The 18,074-nt window shown below is 64.9% G+C and carries 17 protein-coding genes and 2 tRNA genes; 9 read left to right on the forward strand and 10 right to left on the reverse strand.

The features are described 5' to 3' along the window. Window positions 1–39: 39 nt before the first annotated feature. Entirely contained in the window at window positions 40–825 is a 786-nt protein-coding gene (locus SK803_RS37865) for a DsbA family protein (RefSeq protein WP_319971010.1), read from the forward strand. Here SK803_RS37865 and SK803_RS37870 read toward each other — a convergent pair. Beyond that, window positions 818–2,056: a phenylacetate--CoA ligase family protein gene (locus SK803_RS37870; RefSeq protein WP_319971011.1), complete on the reverse strand. Its 1,239-nt coding sequence runs from the start codon at window positions 2,054–2,056 to the stop codon at window positions 818–820. The genes SK803_RS37865 and SK803_RS37870 overlap by 8 nt on opposite strands. Before the next feature lie 123 nt (window positions 2,057–2,179). Here SK803_RS37870 and SK803_RS37875 point away from each other — a divergent pair. The 3 genes from SK803_RS37875 (at window position 2,180) to SK803_RS37885 (ending at window position 3,730) form a co-directional block, all read left to right on the forward strand. Further along, window positions 2,180–2,252: transfer RNA gene (locus SK803_RS37875), tRNA-Ala, on the forward strand. 270 nt (window positions 2,253–2,522) lie between these two features. Beyond that, a complete protein-coding gene (locus tag SK803_RS37880; RefSeq protein WP_319971012.1) occupies window positions 2,523–3,539 on the forward strand; it encodes a GNAT family N-acetyltransferase in 1,017 nt (338 codons plus the stop codon). A gap of 98 nt (window positions 3,540–3,637) precedes the next feature. Next, window positions 3,638–3,730, forward strand: a tRNA-OTHER gene (locus tag SK803_RS37885). Window positions 3,731–3,837: 107 nt separating this feature from the next. Here the strand turns inward: SK803_RS37885 and SK803_RS37890 are convergent. The 8 genes from SK803_RS37890 to SK803_RS37925 all read right to left on the reverse strand — a co-directional run bounded on the left by SK803_RS37890 (window position 3,838) and on the right by SK803_RS37925 (window position 9,249). Next, entirely contained in the window at window positions 3,838–4,017 is a 180-nt protein-coding gene (locus SK803_RS37890; RefSeq protein WP_319971013.1) for a hypothetical protein, read from the reverse strand. Then, window positions 4,014–4,439 (reverse strand): tyrosine-type recombinase/integrase, encoded by a 426-nt coding sequence (locus tag SK803_RS37895; RefSeq protein ID WP_319971067.1) that lies wholly within the window; start codon window positions 4,437–4,439, stop codon window positions 4,014–4,016. Before SK803_RS37895 ends, SK803_RS37890 begins: the two co-directional genes overlap by 4 nt. Window positions 4,440–4,469: 30 nt before the next feature. Further along, window positions 4,470–4,802: a hypothetical protein gene (locus tag SK803_RS37900; protein ID WP_319971014.1), complete on the reverse strand. Its 333-nt coding sequence runs from the start codon at window positions 4,800–4,802 to the stop codon at window positions 4,470–4,472. A gap of 201 nt (window positions 4,803–5,003) precedes the next feature. After that, a complete protein-coding gene (locus SK803_RS37905; protein ID WP_319971015.1) occupies window positions 5,004–5,189 on the reverse strand; it encodes a hypothetical protein in 186 nt (61 codons plus the stop codon). Window positions 5,190–5,302: 113 nt separating this feature from the next. Next, complete coding sequence (locus tag SK803_RS37910) at window positions 5,303–7,315, reverse strand: TOTE conflict system archaeo-eukaryotic primase domain-containing protein (RefSeq protein ID WP_319971016.1); 2,013 nt, start codon at window positions 7,313–7,315, stop codon at window positions 5,303–5,305. Further along, the gene (locus SK803_RS37915) at window positions 7,284–7,724 is read right to left on the reverse strand and encodes a TOTE conflict system archaeo-eukaryotic primase domain-containing protein (protein ID WP_319971017.1); all 441 of its coding nucleotides are present in this window, start codon (window positions 7,722–7,724) and stop codon (window positions 7,284–7,286) included. Before SK803_RS37915 ends, SK803_RS37910 begins: the two co-directional genes overlap by 32 nt. 68 nt (window positions 7,725–7,792) lie before the next feature. Further along, a complete protein-coding gene (locus tag SK803_RS37920) occupies window positions 7,793–8,953 on the reverse strand; it encodes a hypothetical protein (RefSeq protein ID WP_319971018.1) in 1,161 nt (386 codons plus the stop codon). Further along, window positions 8,950–9,249 (reverse strand): hypothetical protein, encoded by a 300-nt coding sequence (locus tag SK803_RS37925; RefSeq protein ID WP_319971019.1) that lies wholly within the window; start codon window positions 9,247–9,249, stop codon window positions 8,950–8,952. Before SK803_RS37925 ends, SK803_RS37920 begins: the two co-directional genes overlap by 4 nt. 211 nt (window positions 9,250–9,460) lie before the next feature. Here SK803_RS37925 and SK803_RS37930 point away from each other — a divergent pair, with 211 nt between their 5' ends. The 5 genes from SK803_RS37930 (at window position 9,461) to SK803_RS37950 (ending at window position 16,940) form a co-directional block, all read left to right on the forward strand. After that, window positions 9,461–10,915 (forward strand): DUF3375 domain-containing protein, encoded by a 1,455-nt coding sequence (locus SK803_RS37930; RefSeq protein ID WP_319971020.1) that lies wholly within the window; start codon window positions 9,461–9,463, stop codon window positions 10,913–10,915. Continuing rightward, the gene (locus SK803_RS37935) at window positions 10,912–11,517 is read left to right on the forward strand and encodes a DUF4194 domain-containing protein (protein WP_319971021.1); all 606 of its coding nucleotides are present in this window, start codon (window positions 10,912–10,914) and stop codon (window positions 11,515–11,517) included. The genes SK803_RS37930 and SK803_RS37935 overlap by 4 nt, the downstream gene beginning before the upstream one ends. Further along, a complete protein-coding gene (locus SK803_RS37940; protein ID WP_319971022.1) occupies window positions 11,514–14,879 on the forward strand; it encodes an ATP-binding protein in 3,366 nt (1,121 codons plus the stop codon). Before SK803_RS37935 ends, SK803_RS37940 begins: the two co-directional genes overlap by 4 nt. After that, a complete protein-coding gene (locus SK803_RS37945) occupies window positions 14,879–16,042 on the forward strand; it encodes a DUF3322 domain-containing protein (protein WP_319971023.1) in 1,164 nt (387 codons plus the stop codon). The genes SK803_RS37940 and SK803_RS37945 overlap by 1 nt, the downstream gene beginning before the upstream one ends. 166 nt (window positions 16,043–16,208) lie before the next feature. After that, window positions 16,209–16,940: a hypothetical protein gene (locus tag SK803_RS37950; RefSeq protein ID WP_319971024.1), complete on the forward strand. Its 732-nt coding sequence runs from the start codon at window positions 16,209–16,211 to the stop codon at window positions 16,938–16,940. A gap of 244 nt (window positions 16,941–17,184) precedes the next feature. Here the strand turns inward: SK803_RS37950 and SK803_RS37955 are convergent, their stop codons facing one another. After that, window positions 17,185–17,313: a hypothetical protein gene (locus SK803_RS37955; protein WP_319971025.1), complete on the reverse strand. Its 129-nt coding sequence runs from the start codon at window positions 17,311–17,313 to the stop codon at window positions 17,185–17,187. Window positions 17,314–18,074: the final 761 nt, after the last annotated feature.

Below are 18,074 nucleotides of genomic sequence, written 5' to 3' on the forward strand. Positions count from 1 at the left end.
CTCAGCTTTCTTTTAGTTTGTGTCGCTACCCTCGTCGCCGTGGGTGGAGCAGAGCGCAGTGCGCGGAAGAAGAAGCAGGCCGCGCGTGCGGTGACCCAGGCTCGTGCCTCGGGCGGTTCGGACCGCACCAAGGTGATCGCCGGCGTCGCCGTCGTGGCCGTGCTGGCCATCGCGGTGATCGGCTACGTCGTGTTCCAGCAGATGAAGCCGTCCACGTCCGCCACGGACGCGATCCCGCTGACCTCTCCCGACCACATCATCTCGGCGCCGGCCGTCCGCGACGGCAGCACCGTGCTGGTCGGCAAGGACACGGCCACCGCGACGGTCGACGTGTACGAGGACTTCCTGTGCCCGATCTGCGGCACGTTCGAGAAGACCTACGGCTCGGACATCAAGAAGGCCGTCGAGGACGGCAAGGTCAAGGTCCGCTACCACATGCTGCCGATGCTGGACAGCCGCTCGGACCCGGCGGGCTACTCGTCCGACTCGGCCAACGCGGGCCTGTGCGTGGCCGACGACGGCAAGTTCAACGCCTTCCACGCGGCGCTGTTCTACGCGCAGCCGGAGGAAGGCGAGGCCGGCTACACCAAGGACCAGCTCATCAAGCTGGGCAAGGAAGTCGGTGTGACGTCCGCCAGCTTCGAATCCTGCGTGCAGAACCAGACCTACAAGTCGCAGCTGGACGAGCTGATGTCGAAGACCAGCAACGACCCGGCTCTGAAGGACGCCGAGACGGGCCGTTTCCGCGGCACGCCCAGCGTCGCTTCGGGTGGCAAGCTCGTCGACCTCGACAACAAGAACTGGCTCTCCGACCTGACTAAGTGAGTCCGTCGATCGGCGCCTGGCCCTGAGTCCACCGGGCCAGGCGCTGTGCTTTGCCCACCTCGGTGCGCGGCAGCTTGCCCGGCTCCAGAACGTGGACCTGACACGTGATGCCGAGGCGTTCCTTGAGATCCTGACTCAGTCTGCCGCTTATGTCCTGTGTGGACTCAACCGCCACGTGCAGCTGTGCCGTGGTCGTCCGGCGGTCCTCGACGATCAGGTAGTGCGGGCTCGCGAGGTTGAGAACGACCGCCTCGATCTCCGTCGGGAACACGTTGACGCCGCGGATGACGAGCATGTCGTCCTTGCGCCCCTTGAGCTTGCTCATGCGTGTCAGCGTCCGCTGCCCTGCCGGCTCGTGCAGCGTCGCGACGTCACCCGTGCGGTAGCGGAGAAGCGGCATACCGGTCTTGGTGAGCGTGGTGAAGATGAGCTCGCCGTCCTCGGTCTCGGGGTAGAAGTGATCCTCCGCGATGTTGAGAAGTCCTTCGGAGTCAAGGGATTCACACGCCACACCCGGACCGATCACCTCGGACAGCCCGTAGATGTCGAGCGCCCTGATGTTCAGCCGCTGCTGGATCTCCTGGCGCATCTCCTCGGTCCACGGCTCGGCACCGAAGACGCCGACCTTCAAGCTGGTGCCGGAAAGGTCGTCCGCGAGCCTCAGTGCGTACGACGGCGTGCAGCACAGGACGTCCGGCTTCAGGTCCTCGATGAGCCTGACCTGCCGCTCCGTCATGCCGCCGGACATGGGAATGACCGTGGCCTGGAGCTTCAGCCCACCGTGGTGCACCCCGAGCCCACCGGTGAAAAGCCCGTAGCCGTAAGCGTTGTGGATGACCGAGCTACGCGTGGCTCCCGCACCCTTCAAGGCCCTGGCCATCACCTCGGACCAGACCTCGACGTCGTTGGCGGTGTAGGGAATGAGCGTCGGCCGCCCACCCGTACCCGACGACCCGTGCACGCACACGATGTCTTCCGGCGGCGCGATCCGCAGCCCGAACGGATAGTGGTCCCACAAGTCCTGCTTGGTGATCGTGGGCAGCAGATGAATCTCGTCGAGGCGCACATCTGTGCCGCGCGTCACGCCATGATCCCTGAGCCGCGCACCCTGGAGGTTGTCGGTGCTGAGCAGTCTGTCGACAAGGCCTCGAAGGCGCTGTTCCTGCAGCTCGCGACGGGCCTCGGGGTCCATGCACTCGATCTTCGGGTCGAACGGCGCTCCGGCGGTCATCACCCGGTCCTACCAGGCCGAATGCGGTTTGGATACCCCCGATTTTTATCTCGTGGACCTCTTGATGTACGGTATTGCCACACGAGAACGGCAGGGAAACCCACCGGGAACGTGGACCTTCAAGGGGCTGTGGCGCAGCTGGTAGCGCATCACACTGGCAGTGTGAGGGTCAGGGGTTCGAGTCCCCTCAGCTCCACTCTTTGAATGAGCCCGTCTGATCTTGCGGTTTCCGCTGGTCAGGCGGGTTTTCTGCTGTTCTGGGTTGATCTTTGGTGATCGTCTGTTGGTCGTGTTGTGGTGACCCTATGGAGCAGTTCTGGAGCAGGACTCGCCAGGCTGATCATCAAGCTGGCCGCCGGGCTGGGTGATCGTCATGTCCCTCTCCCCGGCGGTGAGGGGCGTAGTCGGCGTGCTGGCAATCGTGTGTGTACCTCACGTCGTGTCGGGGGGAGTGTGGGGATCGGAAATGACCAGGAAGTTCGAACTGCAGCCGTTCGAGGCTGATCAAGCCGCACCGGTGGACCTGAGGGCGCTCTACGAGCTGTCGGTGGCCGCTCTGCGTCTGGATCGCCCGGATCCAGTGGTGCTCGACTACGACGACTGGGTGGCCAGTCTGCGGCAGCTTGCCCCGAGTTTGGGGTCTCGGGGGTACTGGATCGCCCGTCGTGATGGCGAGCTGGTGGCCAAGGCCGTCGTCTACTTCCCGCCTGACGAGAACGAGCATCTGGCGCTGACGGCGATCACTGTGGCACCGCGGCGGCGGCGTGAGGGCGTGGGGACCGCGGTGCTCAAGGCGGTGCTGCCGGAACTCGAAGCGCGCGGCAGGAAGCTCGTGGAGGGCTGGGAACTGTCCAAGGGCGGACCGGGCGCGCAGTGGGCGGTCGCGGTGGGGATGCGCATCTCCAAGTCGACAATCGCGCAGACGCTGGACATCCGCGATGTCGACCCGGTGCTCTGGGACGTGCCTGCTCCTGACGGTTTCAGGGTGGCGGAGTGGGTGGGAGCCGCACCTGACGAGCTGGTGGCTTCGTACGCTCGCGCGCTGCACGTGATGCGCGATGCGCCTGCCGGCGACTCCGAGTACAGGCTTGCGGAGTGGACGGCCGAACGCGTACGCGAGGCCGAGGCTCGCCATCGTGAGCGGAACGTCGTGCAACGGGTGGTGGTCGCGGTGTCCGAGGCGACAGGCGAGGTTGTCGCACTGACACAGATGGACCTCTACACCGACTATCCCGAGTGGGCCGTCCAGCAGGACACCGCCGTGATACCCGCGGATCGCGGCAAGGGGCTTGGGCAGTGGGTCAAGGCGCACATGTTGCGGGCACTGCTCGCCGAACGGCCCTCGATCGGGAAGATCTACACCAACGTGAACGCCGACAACGAATACATGATCAGGGTGAACGAGCAGATCGGCTTCACGACCAGCCGCTCGACGGTTGGAGTCAGTGCGGAGATCGCCGAACTGCGTCGACTGCTGGGCTGAGTCTCACACTGATCGTGCTGGAGCGGAACTGGAGCAGGGCAGGCAGTTGAACGTCGTCGAACGGCACTCAACGGCGCTGAACGGCAGTTACTTGCGCTGGAGTTGTTGGGGTTCTAGTGTTTGCGCTGGTAGTAGTCCTTTGTGGACCACTGGCAGTGTGAGGGTCAGGGGTTCGAGTCCCCTCAGCTCCACTCTTCGGAGAACCCTTCTGAGTTGCGATATTGACGCAGCTCAGAAGGGTTCATTCGTCTCTGTGGCTGATCATCGGTGATCGTTGAATGATCGTTTCCGGACCGGTTCAGTTGGTCTTGCTGGAGAAAATCTGGAGATCTGATCTTGCCGCCGAGTCGGCCGGTGATCGGCAACCTGAGCCGATGATGATCTCGGCGCGGATGTCCGCTGAGGTTGCCGGACGCGCGGAGATCATTTTGCCCGGCTCAGGCGGCGTTTCCCACCACTGCAGCGCGGTGGTGGTCATGCGGCGTCAGCGGGTGGCAGCGCCGGGTTGGTGGTGGCGCGTGCCTTGTGCCAGCGGCGTTCCAGGTATCGCATGACGCGTCGTTCGACCTCCGGTGCGACGTGGCTGTAGGCCTCGACGATGCGGTTGTCCAGCCGGTGGCCGAGCCGGCGTGCCTGGGCGATCTCTGGGATGCCGTCGGCGATCATCCAGGTCTTGTGGCTTTGGCGCAGGCCGTGGAATGTCAAGCCCGGCTTGACCGGGTAGGTGCGGACGGCGGCGTTCGCGCGGTGCAGGTTGCCATCGATCGCGGGGCGGAAGACCCGGCGGTCGAAATCGCTGCGTCGAAGCCAACAGTTGCGTGGTGTGGTGAACACGAACTCGTGGTCGTGGGACTCCAAGTGCTTGCGCAGCAAGGTGATCAGGAACGGTGGCAGGGTGATGGTGCGTGCGGACGCCGGTGTCTTGGGCGGTCAGAGCCACATGCGGTGTACGGATTCGTGCAGGCATCCTGTGTCCGGGTCGATGACGATGCAGCCGCCGTCGAGGTGGGTGTTGGCGCGGCGTAGTCCGGTCATTTCGCCCCAGCGGGCGCCGGTCCAGCCGGTGGCGATGGTCAACAGCCAGTAGTCGTGGCTGTTGCTGAGCTGGGCTGCCTGGTCTGCGATCCAGACGACTTGTTCCGGTGTGGCCCAGATCCGTTCGGCTGGCATGGGTTCGTTGTCGCGGCGACGGCCGCGGCGGGATCGGCGCCGTACGGGGTTGGCTGGGATGAGGCGTTCGTCAACGGCGTCGTCGAGCATCATGGAGAACACGGTCAGGATGCCGCCGACTGTGGAAGTGGCGTAGCGGCGACGCAGTTGCTTGGCCCACAAGGTGACCGCGAGTGGAGTGATGGCGCCGAGGCGGATGGTGCCCCACCGTGGCTGGATGTGGTTGCGGATCCAGCCAAGGTAGTTCTCCTCGGTGCGGATCTCGACGTCGAGTGTGTCGGCCCACAGGGCGGCTCACTCGGCGGTGGTGATGAATCCCGCTTTGGGGTCGAGCCAGGTGCGGCGTCGCTGGTCGGCTTCGATCTGGGTGGCGTAGGCGGCGGTCTTGGTCCCGAACCCGGAGATGGAGCCGTATCCGCCATCACCGCGCAGGTAGCGGACTCGCCATGAGCGCGGGCCGATCTTCTCTGTCCAGGCCATGGTCTCCTCCTTGAGGAGTGGGCTGTCGGTTGTGGACAGAGATGTGATGCGCCGTCGTGGTAGTGATCGCAACTCGATCGGCCACACAGAGCGCTGTTGTGGTCGGTCGGAGGTCAGCGGCCCGATGTCGACCTGCGGGGGTCGGGGAAGCCGAGACTGACGTAGCCGGGCGCGCGTTTGGACAGTGACGAAGCCAGGACGCCGGTGTTGATGTCGTGGTAGTCGTGGACTTCTGCGGTGGTTTTGCCTGGGTGCGCGCGCAAAACGCGTCCCACGTACTGCACCAGGCGACCCTTGAACGCGATGGGCGCGGCGAGAAAAAGCGTGTCCAGGACGGGACAGTCGAATCCCTCGCCGACGAATGGTCCTGTGGCGACGACGAGCAGCGGTGATCCGTCAGCGGACGCTTGCAGCCGGGCGAGGGCGTCCCGGCGGGACTTGGTGCTCATGCCGCCGTGCAAAACGACCGGGTCGAGAGACTGCTGGCGGAACTCGTCGGCCAGGCGCTCGACGTGGGTGGTCCACTGGGTGAGTACCAGACAGTACCTGCCGCGTTTCAGCGCCGCGGTCACGTCCTCGACAACCTGGATTGTCCGGGCTTGGTCGGCGACGAGATCGCGGTAGATGGCCGCCATTCCGCCAGGCTTCGCGGGGTCGGCGTCACCGAGGTAGCGGAACGCGGTGTCGTGCACGTGAAGCACGGGCGTTGGCGGCTGTGCGGCGTTGTCGAACTCGAGTTGGGGCGTGCCGTCGTCGGCGGTGAGAGTGGCTTGTGCGATGGTGTGGCGGACTGGGCCGAGTTGCAGTGCGATCAGGTCGTCGAGCTTGTCACGGCGATATGGAGTAGCGGTCAGCCCGAGCCAGCGGCGTACTGGGATTTGTTTGATGGCGTGCTCGAACGCCGCCGCGGGGACGTGGTGGCACTCGTCCACGACCACCAGCCCATAGCCGCTGGTGAGCTGCTCAAGATCGGTTTTCCGGGCCAGCGTCTGCAGCATCGCGACGTCCACGACGCCGCGGGTCTTGCTGCGACCGCCGCCGAGCTGGCCGGCCTTGACGCCCAGCAGGCCGCCGATGCGGGTGCGCCACTGGTCGGCGAGGGCTTTGCGGTCGACGAGCACGAGTGTGGACGTTGCATGGGTTGCGATCAGTGCGCATGCGATGACGGTCTTGCCGGCTCCAGGTGGCGCGACCAGCACACCGAGATCATGTTCGTGGAGGGCGTCCACGGCCGTTCGCTGCGCGCTGGTCAGCGAGGCGGTGAACGTGAACTCCTGCGCCTCTCCGGCTGGCCGTTCGTCGAGCACCTCCAGGCGGCTGCCTGCCTGCTCCACCAGCGACGCCACCATGTCCGCCAGGCCCCGCGGCACGACAAGCCCGCCATCCAGCGTCTCGTCGTAGCTGCGCAAGAACCGCGGGGTATCCCATGTGGACATTCGCAGGCGCTGACGCTCGTAGAACAGCGGATTCGACATCGACGCCGCGTGTTTCAGCGTCGCGTGCAACGCCGGGGTCAGTTCGTCCGACTCCACACGGATCCCAGAGCTGAGCCGGGCGTGCACGATCGGGGACGCGGCGACCCGGATCCGAGTCGAGACCGGTGTATCGAGCCGACTGATGCTCGCGCCGACGGTGACTTTCCCGGCGCGGCAAGCGACCCGGCCGACCTCAGCCGGGCTCATCCGGCCGAGCGACGACAGGAACGCCCACTGGTCTTCGTGGGGTTCCATCGTGGCCAGATCGAGGAACACCGTCGCACCGTCCTGGCGGGCCTTGCCGTGCAGGGGCGCGGCGATCAGGTTCCCCACGCCGCCCGCCGGTAGCACGTCCTGCGAAGGGAACAACCGGTCGTAGCTGGCCAAGTCCATGCGGCCACGTACCGCCATCGCCTCCCGCAGCAGGGCGGTGCCGAGCCGGCGGGCGGTCTCGGCGGGGATGGGAGCGGCGAAGAACACCCATGCGTGCGCACCAACGCCGGAACGTGACACCTCCAGCGCGGCGGGCACCGACCACGTCCGGGCAGCCTTCAGATACGCCAGGGCGTCCAGCATCGCCGCGTGCCCGTCGAAGTCGGCCGCCAGCCACCAGCACAGATCACCGTCCAGCAGCGGATACAAACCCGACATGCGCGGCACCGGTCAGATGGGCGCGCAGAACCTCCTTGTCGAGCGGCAGATAGTCCCGGTCCTCGTGCCGAACGCCCTTGCGCCAGCCGCCACGCACTGTTGGCAGCCATCCGGCCTTGCCGGTGCGCGTGTTCTCCCACCGCGTGGCATAAATGTCGGTCCGGGCGGCGAACATGGCGGCGAAGAAGTCCACCTTCGCGTCCGGTGCCGACTGTCGGTAGACCGGGCCCGGAGGTGCTTCGAAGAAGCCGGTCTGCGTCGGGCCGGGAGGTGCCGCTTGTTTCGGTGTCAGCTCCAGCAGCCGCAACAACCGCGCGTTTTCTGACTGCAGTTGTGCGGTCAGGGCACGCAGGCTCGCGAGTTCCTCCTCGAGTCCGGCTGCCGCCGCTGACCGGAGATCGTGATCCACGTAACCCACCGTAGAACGGTGTTCAGTCGAAGTGGTGGGACCGCCGCACCTTGCCGCGTACCGAACGATCAGATCCCTGCCCGGTCCAGGCGGTCGATGAGGCTGGGTTTGCGTGCGTGCGTGTGACGCAACGCCATGCTGCGCAAGGTGAAAGTGTCAAACCGGTTGTCCCGTTCGGCCAGCGCTTGGAGATCGCTGAGCAGTGCAACGGCGGCGTCGTACTCGCCGGGCTTTCGGGTGGCGATCATCGCTTCGACCTGAGCCCAGGCGGCTTCTTCGTCAAGGGACAGATCATCCAGTCGTTTCTGGCGGGCGAGGGCTCGGGCGCGTTCGCGGCGGGCTTCCTCCTCGGCGCGTTGCTCGGCTTCCTGGCGCTGCCGGTCGTCGCGCCTGCGCCAGGCGCTGTCCAGGAGATCGGCAACGGTCCGGCGGCCGGGTGCGGCGACAGCAGGGGCGGTGACGTCGCGGAATCGGCGCAGTATTTCCATTCGCGCGGTCGCGGCCCGTCCTTGGGCGACCTGCAGCAGTAGCCGGTTCTTCTCGCTTACGGGCAGATCCGCCAGCCAGGTCGCGAGCTGCTCAGAATCGTTGGTACGATCGGGGAGGGGCGGGCTTGCCTCGGCTGCCACCGCGAGCAGGTCCTCGTCGAGGCGGAGGAAGCCGGCCAGCTCGTGTTGTGACGCGGTGAGCGTGCGCAGGCCAGGTGGAACGGGTGGTTCGAGTTCGTCGTCCTCGTCTTGGTCGAAGGCGTCTTCGTCGTGCTCCCAGATTCCGTAGCCGGCCAGCCAAGCCAGGTAGAGCGCACGGTGGTCGCCGCCGGCGAGCTCGTCGCGGATGCCGACGATGGACGACAGGGAGACCTCCGGGTCGTAGTCCCAGCCTCCGGACTCGTCATCGTTGGTCAGGCTGAGGACGACGTGCTGGCCAGCGGTCCAGGCTGTGACTTGGTCGCTGACGCAGTACCGCTCGGCTGTCTCCAGGTCGAGCAAGCCAAGGGGCAGGCGCAGCATGATTCGCCGGGTGCCCCAGTTGGCCAGGTATAGATGCGCGTCGTAGTGGCGCTCCATCAGTCGGCTTGGGTCGCCGCGGAAGTCGCCCCAGTTGTAGGAGTTGACGAATCTGGTCGCGGTGATCTCCGCGCGGGTGGACAGCGAGCGCACCTCGGCCTGCGCCTGTGCGTCGAGGGGCTGGTCGATGGCAATGAACTCGTAGTACTGGTACTCGCTCAACGTCGATCCTCGAATGGTGTGGCGTGGAAGCCCGAGTCGTCGCCCAGGTGAATGAACAGGCGTCCGGTAAGAGAGCCGTTCTCAGCTAATGCGGCCCAGCCGCGCCCGCTGACCTGGTCGCCCTCGTCGTGGCCTTCCCAGCTGAACTCGACGAAAGGGTGGCCGTCGCGCTCGGTCCACCGGCAGTCCATCCAGCCGCGGAGGGCGATGAAGCCGAACTCGCCGGCGCTGTTCTTGGTGAATTTGATGAACCCAGGCTCGGCGAGGTCGACGGCATCCTGGTCCCAGTTCGCCATCTTCACGATCCGCCATCGGCCGGTCGGTCTCTTCACGAATTCTCCGTAAGGCCGTAGTCGACCAGTCAGGGTAGTCGCAACGTTGCACTACGGAGCGTAACGATCTTGTGTTTGAGGTCGACATGCGTCGTCGAAGGGTTGTCCTGGCTCTGTCGGTGCCTTCCCCTACCCTCGAGAAGGTGGACGCCGTGGCAGGCGGAAGGCAGGTGTCGTGGAGTTCGAGGATCTCGAATCGCTGCGTAAGAACAGCCCTGCCTGGAAACTTCTGCTCGCGGACAACGCGCCGTTCATCCTCAGCTTTCTGGGCAAGGTGTTCGTCGAGGACAACGTTCGGTCCATCTCGCGCGGTGAGCTGGCAGGCAGGCTCGAGGATGAGCTTCACGCGCTGAACGAGCGGCTCGACCACAGGTTCCCGAAGCCGGCCGGTGCGTACCTGGACGACTGGGCCGCCTCGGACAAGGGATGGTTGCGCAAGTACTACCCGGTTGGTGCCGAGGAGGCGCACTACGACGCGACATCGGCTGTCGAGAAGGCCTTGGCGTGGGTCGACACGCTCCACGCTCGGTCGTTCGTCGGTACCGAGTCGCGGTTGAACACGGTGTTCGAGCTGCTGCGGCAGATGGTGTTCGGCGCGGAGACCGACCCCGAGGTCAGGCTGACTGAACTGCGTCGTCGCCGCCACGAGATCGATGTCGAAATCGCACAGGTCGAGCGTGGGGACTTCGCGGTGCTCGACTCGCCGGCGCAGAAGGATCGCTACCAGCAGTTCGCGGCGATCGCGCGGGAGCTGCTCGCCGACTTCCGCGAGGTCGAGGCGAACTTCCGGGCGCTGGATCGTGATCTGCGGGAACGGATCGCGTCCTGGGACGGTGCCAAGGGTGCCCTGCTCGACGAGGTGTTGGGGAGCCGCAACAGCATCGCCGACTCCGATCAGGGCAAGAGTTTCCAGGCGTTCTACGACTTCCTGCTCTCCTATGAGAAGCAGACGGAGCTGAGCGAGCTGCTCGAACGCGTGCAGGCACTCGACGCCATCGGGGAAGCCGACCCGAGAATGCGGCACATCCACTACGACTGGATGGATGCGGCGGAACGCACGCAGGCGACGGTCCGGCTGCTGTCCGAGCAGCTGCGCCGGTTTCTCGACGACCAGGTCTGGCTGGAGAACCGCAGGGTGATGGACATCCTGCGCGGTATCGAGTCGAGTGCGTTGAAGTTGCGGGAACGCCGTGATGTGGATGTCGTGTCCGAGATCGAGGGAACCGCTCCGGTGGTGGCGTTGCCGATGGAACGCCCGCTGTACACGCCACCGGAAAAGGTTGCGTTGAGCAGCGCCGACATCGTCGCCGCCGATGAGGACATCGACTCCTCGCTGCTGTTCGAGCAGATCTACGTCGACCCGGAACGCCTGAGCGAGGGTGTTCGTCGGGTGCTGCGCACGCGCGGGCAGATCGGTCTTGCGGAGCTGCTCGGCAAGCATCCGCTGGAGCAGGGGCTGGCCGAGTTGGTGACGTACCTGTCGCTGAACGATCCGGCGTTCCGGGTGGTGTTCGACGAGCAGGTGCGGGAACGGGTGCGCTGGCGTGATCTCGACGGTGCTGACCGGGTGGCCACGGTTCCTCGGGTCACGTTTACGCAGATGCCGGCCGCTGAAGTGGGGGAGTCGTGACGTCCGCCAAGGATGACCTGGATCTGTCGTTGGTCGTGACGCACCTGGTGAAGGGCGTGGTCTACCGCGACACGCACGAGAAGGTGTGGCAGCACTTGCTGCCGCTGCAGGCACAGGCGCGCGATTACGTCGGCGTCATGGGGCTCACGGTGATCATCGACGAGGCTGAGGGGTATGCGTTTCTGCGGTCGAAACCCGATGCGGACGACGAAGACGCCGCTGTTCCCCGGCTGATCCCGCGGCGGGCGTTGTCGTTCGCGGTCAGTCTGCTGCTGGCGCTGTTGCGGAAGAAGCTCGCCGAGTTCGACGCGGGCGACAGCGACACGAGGCTGATCCTCACCCGTGACCAGATCGTGGAGATGGTGCGGCTGTTCATGCCGGAGAGCAACAACGAGGCCAGGCTGGTCGACCAGATCGACACGCAGATCAACAAGGTCGTCGAGCTCGGGTTTCTCCGAAGGATCAAGGGGCAGGACGCGGCGTTTGAAGTCCGCCGGATCTTGAAGGCGTTCGTTGACGGGCAGTGGCTGTCGGAGTTCGACCAGCGCCTTGCCGAGTACACGCGCCAACTCGATCCCAGCGGCGCCCAGGAGGACCGATGAGCGAGGAGCCCGCCGAGTTGGCCGGCCATCGGCTGGAGCGGCTCGAGGTCTACAACTGGGGCACGTTCGACCAGCGGGTGTGGGTGTTCGGTGTGCGAGGTGAGAACGCCTTGCTGACCGGCGACATCGGTTCGGGGAAGTCGACGATGGTCGACGCGATCACGACCCTGCTGCTGCCGGCACATCGCATCTCGTACAACAAGGCGGCGGGTGCCGAGTCCAGGGAGCGCAGCCTGCGGTCGTACGTTCTCGGCTACCACAAGTCGGAGCGAAGCGAGGCGACCGGCTCGTCCAAACCGGTCGGCTTGCGTGATCGGCGTTCGTTCGCGGTCATCCTGGGCGTGTTCGCCAACCCCGGCTACGACTCCACGGTCACGCTCGCACAGGTTTTCTGGTTCGGCAGCGCTACTGAGGGCCAGCCGGACCGCTTCTTCGTGACCGCTGACCGGGACCTGACGATCGCCGGTGACTTCTCGGACTTCGGCGGCGATATCGCCACGCTCAAGCGGCGGCTCCGCAAGGGCGGTGCCGGAACGCACGATCACTTCCCCCAGTACAGCAAGGACTTCAGGCGGCGGCTGGACATCCCGTCGGAGCAGGCGATGGAGCTGTTCCACCAGACCGTGTCGATGAAGTCCGTCGGCAATCTCAACGAGTTCGTCCGCAACCACATGCTGGAGCCCTTCGACGCGGCCGACTGGACCAAGAGGCTGGTCGATCATTTCGAGGATCTGGCGAAGGCTCACGCCGCAGTGCGCAAGGCGCGCGAGCAACTGGCCGAGCTTCGCCCGCTGCTGGCCGAGTGCGATGTCTACGACCATCTCGCGATCGAGATCCAGTCGCTCAAGGAGCAGCGCGACGCACTGCCGCACTACTTCGCGGACCGCAGGTCCCGTCTGCTCCAAGCGCAGATCGTCACGCTGACCACGGACCTTCGCACCCGCACGGACGACCTTCGTCAGACCAAGGCGGAACTGGACCAGTTGCGCGGCAGGGAAACTGAGCTGAGCGTGGCGCGGGCGGGATTCGGCGGCGGGAGGCTGTCCGAGATCGAGAAGCAGCTCAGGACCGACTCCGCCGAGCGGGACCGGCGCCAGGGAAGGTCTCAGCGTTTCCACCAACTCCTGGCCGAGGCCGGGCTTCGTCGGGTGGAGAACGCCGAGCAGTTCTCCACCCGGCATCGCGACATCACCGATGCGGCGAGCGACCTCGACGGGGCGCAGGCCGAGCTGCAGAACAAGCTCACTGAGATCGGCGTGCGGCTCAACGCCCTGGAGATCGAGGGTAAGGAGCTCAACGAGGAACTGATCAGCCTGCGGAACCGGCGCAGCAACATCCCGAAGCGGAGCCTTGACCTGCGTGCCCAGCTCTGCGGCGAGCTGGGACTGGACGAGGAGGACCTGCCGTTCGCGGGTGAGCTCATCCAGGTCCGACCCGACTGCGCCGAATGGGAGGGAGTCGCCGAACGGTTGCTGCACGGCTTCGGCCTGTCGCTGCTCGTGTCCAGCGAGCACTACACCGCGGCGTCGACCTGGATCAACGATCACCACCTGGGTACGAGGCTGGTCTACTACCGGGTGCCCGATCGTCTCGGCCGCGAGCCCGACATCGTGGTCAGCAGTCGCACGCTCGCCACCATGTTGGAGATCAAGGACTCCCCGTTCACGGCGTGGGTGGAGCGGGAACTGCGGTACCGCGCCGACTGCGAATGCGTCGACACCATGGACGAGTTTCGTCGCGCCGCCAAGGCGGTCACCCGTGAAGGACAGATCAAGGGGGCACGCGGCTGGCACGAGAAGAACGACGCCCGACGCATCGACGACAGGCGCACCTACGTTCTCGGCTGGAGCAACGAGCAGAAGATCGACGCGTTGCTCGACCAGGCAGGCAAGGTGCAGGCCGAGCGAAACGATCTTGTCGGCAAGAGGCAGGGGTTGAGCGGGGACTTCCGTAGGACCAATGAACTGCAGGGCGCGATCGCCAAGCTCACGGAGTTCGGCTCGTACGCGGACATCGACTGGCAGTCGGTGGTCAACGGCATCACAGCGCTCACCGACGAGAAGCGACGTCTTGAGCAGTCGTCCGACGAGCTGCAGCGCGTGACGGCCGAGCTCGAACTCGTCGGGGCGAAGATCAAGACTGCGGCGGACACCCAGGAGACGCTCACGACCAAGATCGGCAAACTCACCGCTGCCCGCGATACCGCGCAGAATGACCTGGACGCGGCGAAAGAGAAGCTGGAGGAGCCAGCGTACCAGCACGCTCGGGCACATTTCGACGCTGTCGAAGGACATCTGGACTCCCAGGTCCTGTTGACGCCGGCTGACTGTGATCGTTGCCAGGCGGATGTCAGCGGAAAGCTCACCAACCTCGTGGAGAACCGAACCGGCCGCCAGACCGCTGTCGGGAACAAGGCGATCGCCAAGATGAGCACCTTCCGCAGGAAGTACCCGCGGGAGATGGAGGAGGCCGACGACTCGATGTTCGCGGCCGGTGAGTACCGGGCGTTCCACGACCGCCTCGTCAATGACGACCTGCCCAGGTTCGAGACAGACTTCAAGACCTACCTGAACACCAACACCATCCGCGACATCGCCGGGTTCAACTCCCAGCTGAACAAACAGGTCGACCTGATCAAGCGACGCGTCGAGACCATCAACGAGTCGCTGGTCGGCATCGACTACAACCCCGGCCGGTACATCCGGCTGGATCTGCAGCCCACGATCAACGTCGAGATCCGTGACTTCCGCACTGAACTGCGGGACTGCACGACCGGCACGCTTGGCGGTGACGAGTCGGATCAGTACTCGGAGCAGAAGTTCCTGCAGGTTAAGAAGATCATTGAGCGGTTCAAGGGACGTGAGGGCCAGACCGAGGCGGATCGGGCATGGACGAGGCGTGTCACAGACGTCCGCAACTGGTTCATGTTCTCGGCCTCCGAACGCTGGCACTCCGACGACTCCGAGCACGAGAACTACACCGACTCGGGCGGGAAGTCGGGAGGGCAGAAGGAGAAGCTCGCCTACACGATCCTGGCGGCATCGCTCGCGTACCAGTTCAAACTTGACCACGGCCGAGGGAAGTCGAAGACCTTCCGCTTCGTCGTGATCGACGAGGCGTTCGGTCGTGGCTCCGACGAGTCGACTCGGTTCGCGTTGAACCTGTTCGCACAGCTGGGACTTCAGCTGCTGATCGTCACGCCACTGCAGAAGATCCACGTGATCGAGCCACACGTGTCCGCGGTGGGCTTCGTGGACAACAAGACCGGTAGCTACTCGCGCCTGCAGAGCCTCACGATCGAGGAGTACAAGCAGCGGCAACTAGCGCACGCAATGCAAGACACGCCCGCGCGAGGCGACTGATGGCGGCGCCGCGGACCTGGTCGACACCCACCGACGTGGTGAACAGGTTGAAACGCCGTTGGGACAACGGCGATTTCCTGAGGATGTTCGCTGCCGGCGAGGAGTGGGTCCCGCTCGAAATCCCGTTGCGCAGCCCCACCGCCAGTGACCTGTCCACGCGATTCGGCGAAGTTCAGGAGTGGGTCTCCCAGTGGCGCCAGGTCGATCAGCGCCTGCTGCGAGTCGAGACGAAGACCGTGGGCGGCAGGATCATCGGCACGAACGAGTTGCCGGGCCGAGTCTGGATCGACTCCTACGACCAGCTCTGGTCGCTGCTGCGCCGCACATCGGACGTGCGGCGCTTCACCGAACTCCTACACGCGACACAGACACCGGCGCCCGGACCTGCCGGATGGATGATCGCAAAACCCCTTGAAGCGCTCAGTTTCGACCGTGTCTGGGACAAACTGATCACCACTGTGCTCTGGATCGACAACCACGCGACCCGCGACATGTACGTCCGCCAGGTCGACGTTCCCGGTGTCGACACCAAGTTCATCGAAGGCCACCGCAAGATCCTCGGCCTCCTGTTGGACCACCATCTCCCGGCACATCGGATCGATCCTGCTTATCCGCACTCGGAGTTCACCAGCCGATATCGCTTTCGCAGGAAACCCGGCTACGTGCGGTTTCGTTGGCTCGGCAGCCACGAGGGGTTCAGTGAACTGGCCGTCCGCGTCGATGAACTCGCCATGAGACCTCTCCCGGTTTCGACGGTGTTCGTGGTGGAGAACGAGGTCACGTACCTGGCGTTCCCGCCCGCGGAGGATTCCGTTGTGGTCTTCGGGGGCGGGTACGCGCTGTCCCAACTTGAGCCGCTGACCTGGTTGTCCGAGCGGAAACTGGTGTACTGGGGCGATATCGACACCCATGGGTTCGCCATCCTGGATCGGCTGCGGGCCAAGTTCGGGCACGTTTGCTCGATGCTGATGGACCGGGCGACACTGCTGGCCCACGAGGATCAGTGGGTGCGCGAAAGCGCCCCGGTCAACGCACACCTCAGATCGCTCCATCCAGACGAGGCCACGCTGTACAACGATCTTGTCGAAGACGCGCTCGGTACCGCCGTCCGTCTCGAACAGGAACGTGTGTCCTACTCAGCGCTCCAAGACGCGACACGGTGACGGAGCTCCGCTGATGCGCCTCACTGGCCACACGATGGCCTGAACCCTGGAAGCGACACGCTGGCGACATGTCACCAAATCGGGTGATTCCTCATCATTTTGACTCCGAACCGGGCGATTAGGGGGTGTCGGGGGACCAACCCAGTACGGAAAGGGATCACCGCAAATGCAAGATCGTGCTCTGTCCTGCCTCGATGTCGTCGAGCGGCGTTTCGCCGAGCTGACCACCTTCCCCAATGCCCTTGCTCTCGACGGTGTGCGACTCGGTTGCGGACTTCCGTCGCGGCTTGAGCCGCTCGACGAGATTCGAGTGTTGTTGCTCAAGCGGCAGACCATTTGGCTGACCAAGGACGCGGTGTGGAAGGAGCTCGTTCGCCGCGCCCATGAGGAGCCGGAGCCGTGGACCATGGCAGCCGCCGGGATGATGGTTCCCGGTCTGAAGCACATCGCCGGCAAGCTCAATCCGCGGTACCCCGGTGACAAGGCTGACCTGGATTCGGAGATTCTCGAAGGATTCCTCCAGGCACTGGATTTGGCTGAGGACGACCAACCCAAGGTGTACTCACAGCTCTACTACGGCGCCTTCCGCAATGGGCACGAGGCTTGCAACCGGGAGAACCGGCTTCGTCGGCAAAACACCGCTATCGATGACGCGATCCGGATCCGAAGGAAAGTCAACGGGCATCCGGATCTGATTCTCGCGGACGCAGTGCTCGGCAGCGCCCTGACCGAGGAACAGGCAGGATTGCTGTCGGCGGTACACCTCGACGGCGAGAACCGGCACGTGGTCGCTGGTCGGTGCGGTCTGAGCAGGTACGGGTGTCAGGAAGAGTTGGCGCGGGCAGAACGGAAGCTGCTCGGCTTCCTGAACGATCGCATACCCGATTCGGCGGCGTGAACGCTCCGACGAGCTGGGTTCCGGGGCCGCCGTTGTGCCTGCCGGTGGCCCCGGCCAGGTGTGCATGCGGTGGCACATGGGCGTTGCGGCGACCACGTGCCCACGAGGTAGCGCCGCAGACGTTCCTCCGCTCGCTGTCGTGCTTTGTAGGTTGCCCACTGACCCATGTTGTGTTGGTCCGCCCAGTTGGTGACGGACACGTCCTCCAGGCGGGTCGCACCGATCAGATCAGCGTCGCTCTGACTCAGTACTCGATCAGCAACCGCTTGCGCCAGCACGAGGTCTGGATGGCCTGGTACCGCCGCCACGGGCACGGCGGAGGCTTCCAGGTTCGCCGGAGTTGGCCGGTTCCGAGCTTCAACGAGAGCGGCATGGCCAGCTCGGTAGGCCGCCCACCTGAGGCGAAGCATGATCCTTGGTCGTTGTAGATCCACCGTCGCCACCGCGGCGAGAAAGCCAGTCACGATTTCGCTGTGCACGTCCGCGGAACCGCTGACCAAGGTCGAGGCCAATTTGGATGACGCGGAGATCAACGCGGGCAAGGCCATGCCGACTGCGGCGGTCCTCCACGCCACCTCATGCGAGCGAGCACGCAGAACCAGATGCCTCCACACGGCATCCCTTGTGGGTTGCGTGCATTGCCGGTCCAGCAGCATGTTGCGGACTTCCTCCAGTCGCAGTCGGCGATCAGGAAGCCCTGGAAACAGCTCGCCGTCAAGGTGGATCGCGCCAGGCCCGGTGCTCAGTGCCGCGAACGCATCACGGGCGATATCAAGGGCGTTTCGCGAGATGCGAAGCTCAGTGAGGCGGTGAGGGTGTTGTTTGGGCATCAGCTGACTCCAGGGGTCGGGTGATGAATGCAGATATTGATCATTTTCCGGTGCGGACTCGGCATCGTCGCAGCTCGCTGTCCTTTGTGGACTTTTAGGTCGTCCGGAGCGCGAAGCCCGTGGTGATTGGACACGCGAGGTCGCCGCCGACCGGTTGCATTACAGGTGCGCCCTTCGAGAGCGCCACACGGCCTGTCTGAAGCTGATTCGGCGTGAAGCCAAGGCCATTCAAGGCGACTCTCACACTGAATCGGTCTGGAGAAAACCGGAGAGTCCATGCGCCCTGAACGGCGTTAGACTGCAT

The sequence above is a fragment of the Lentzea miocenica genome (genome assembly GCF_033949945.1).
GTDB lineage: Bacteria > Actinomycetota > Actinomycetes > Mycobacteriales > Pseudonocardiaceae > Lentzea > Lentzea miocenica.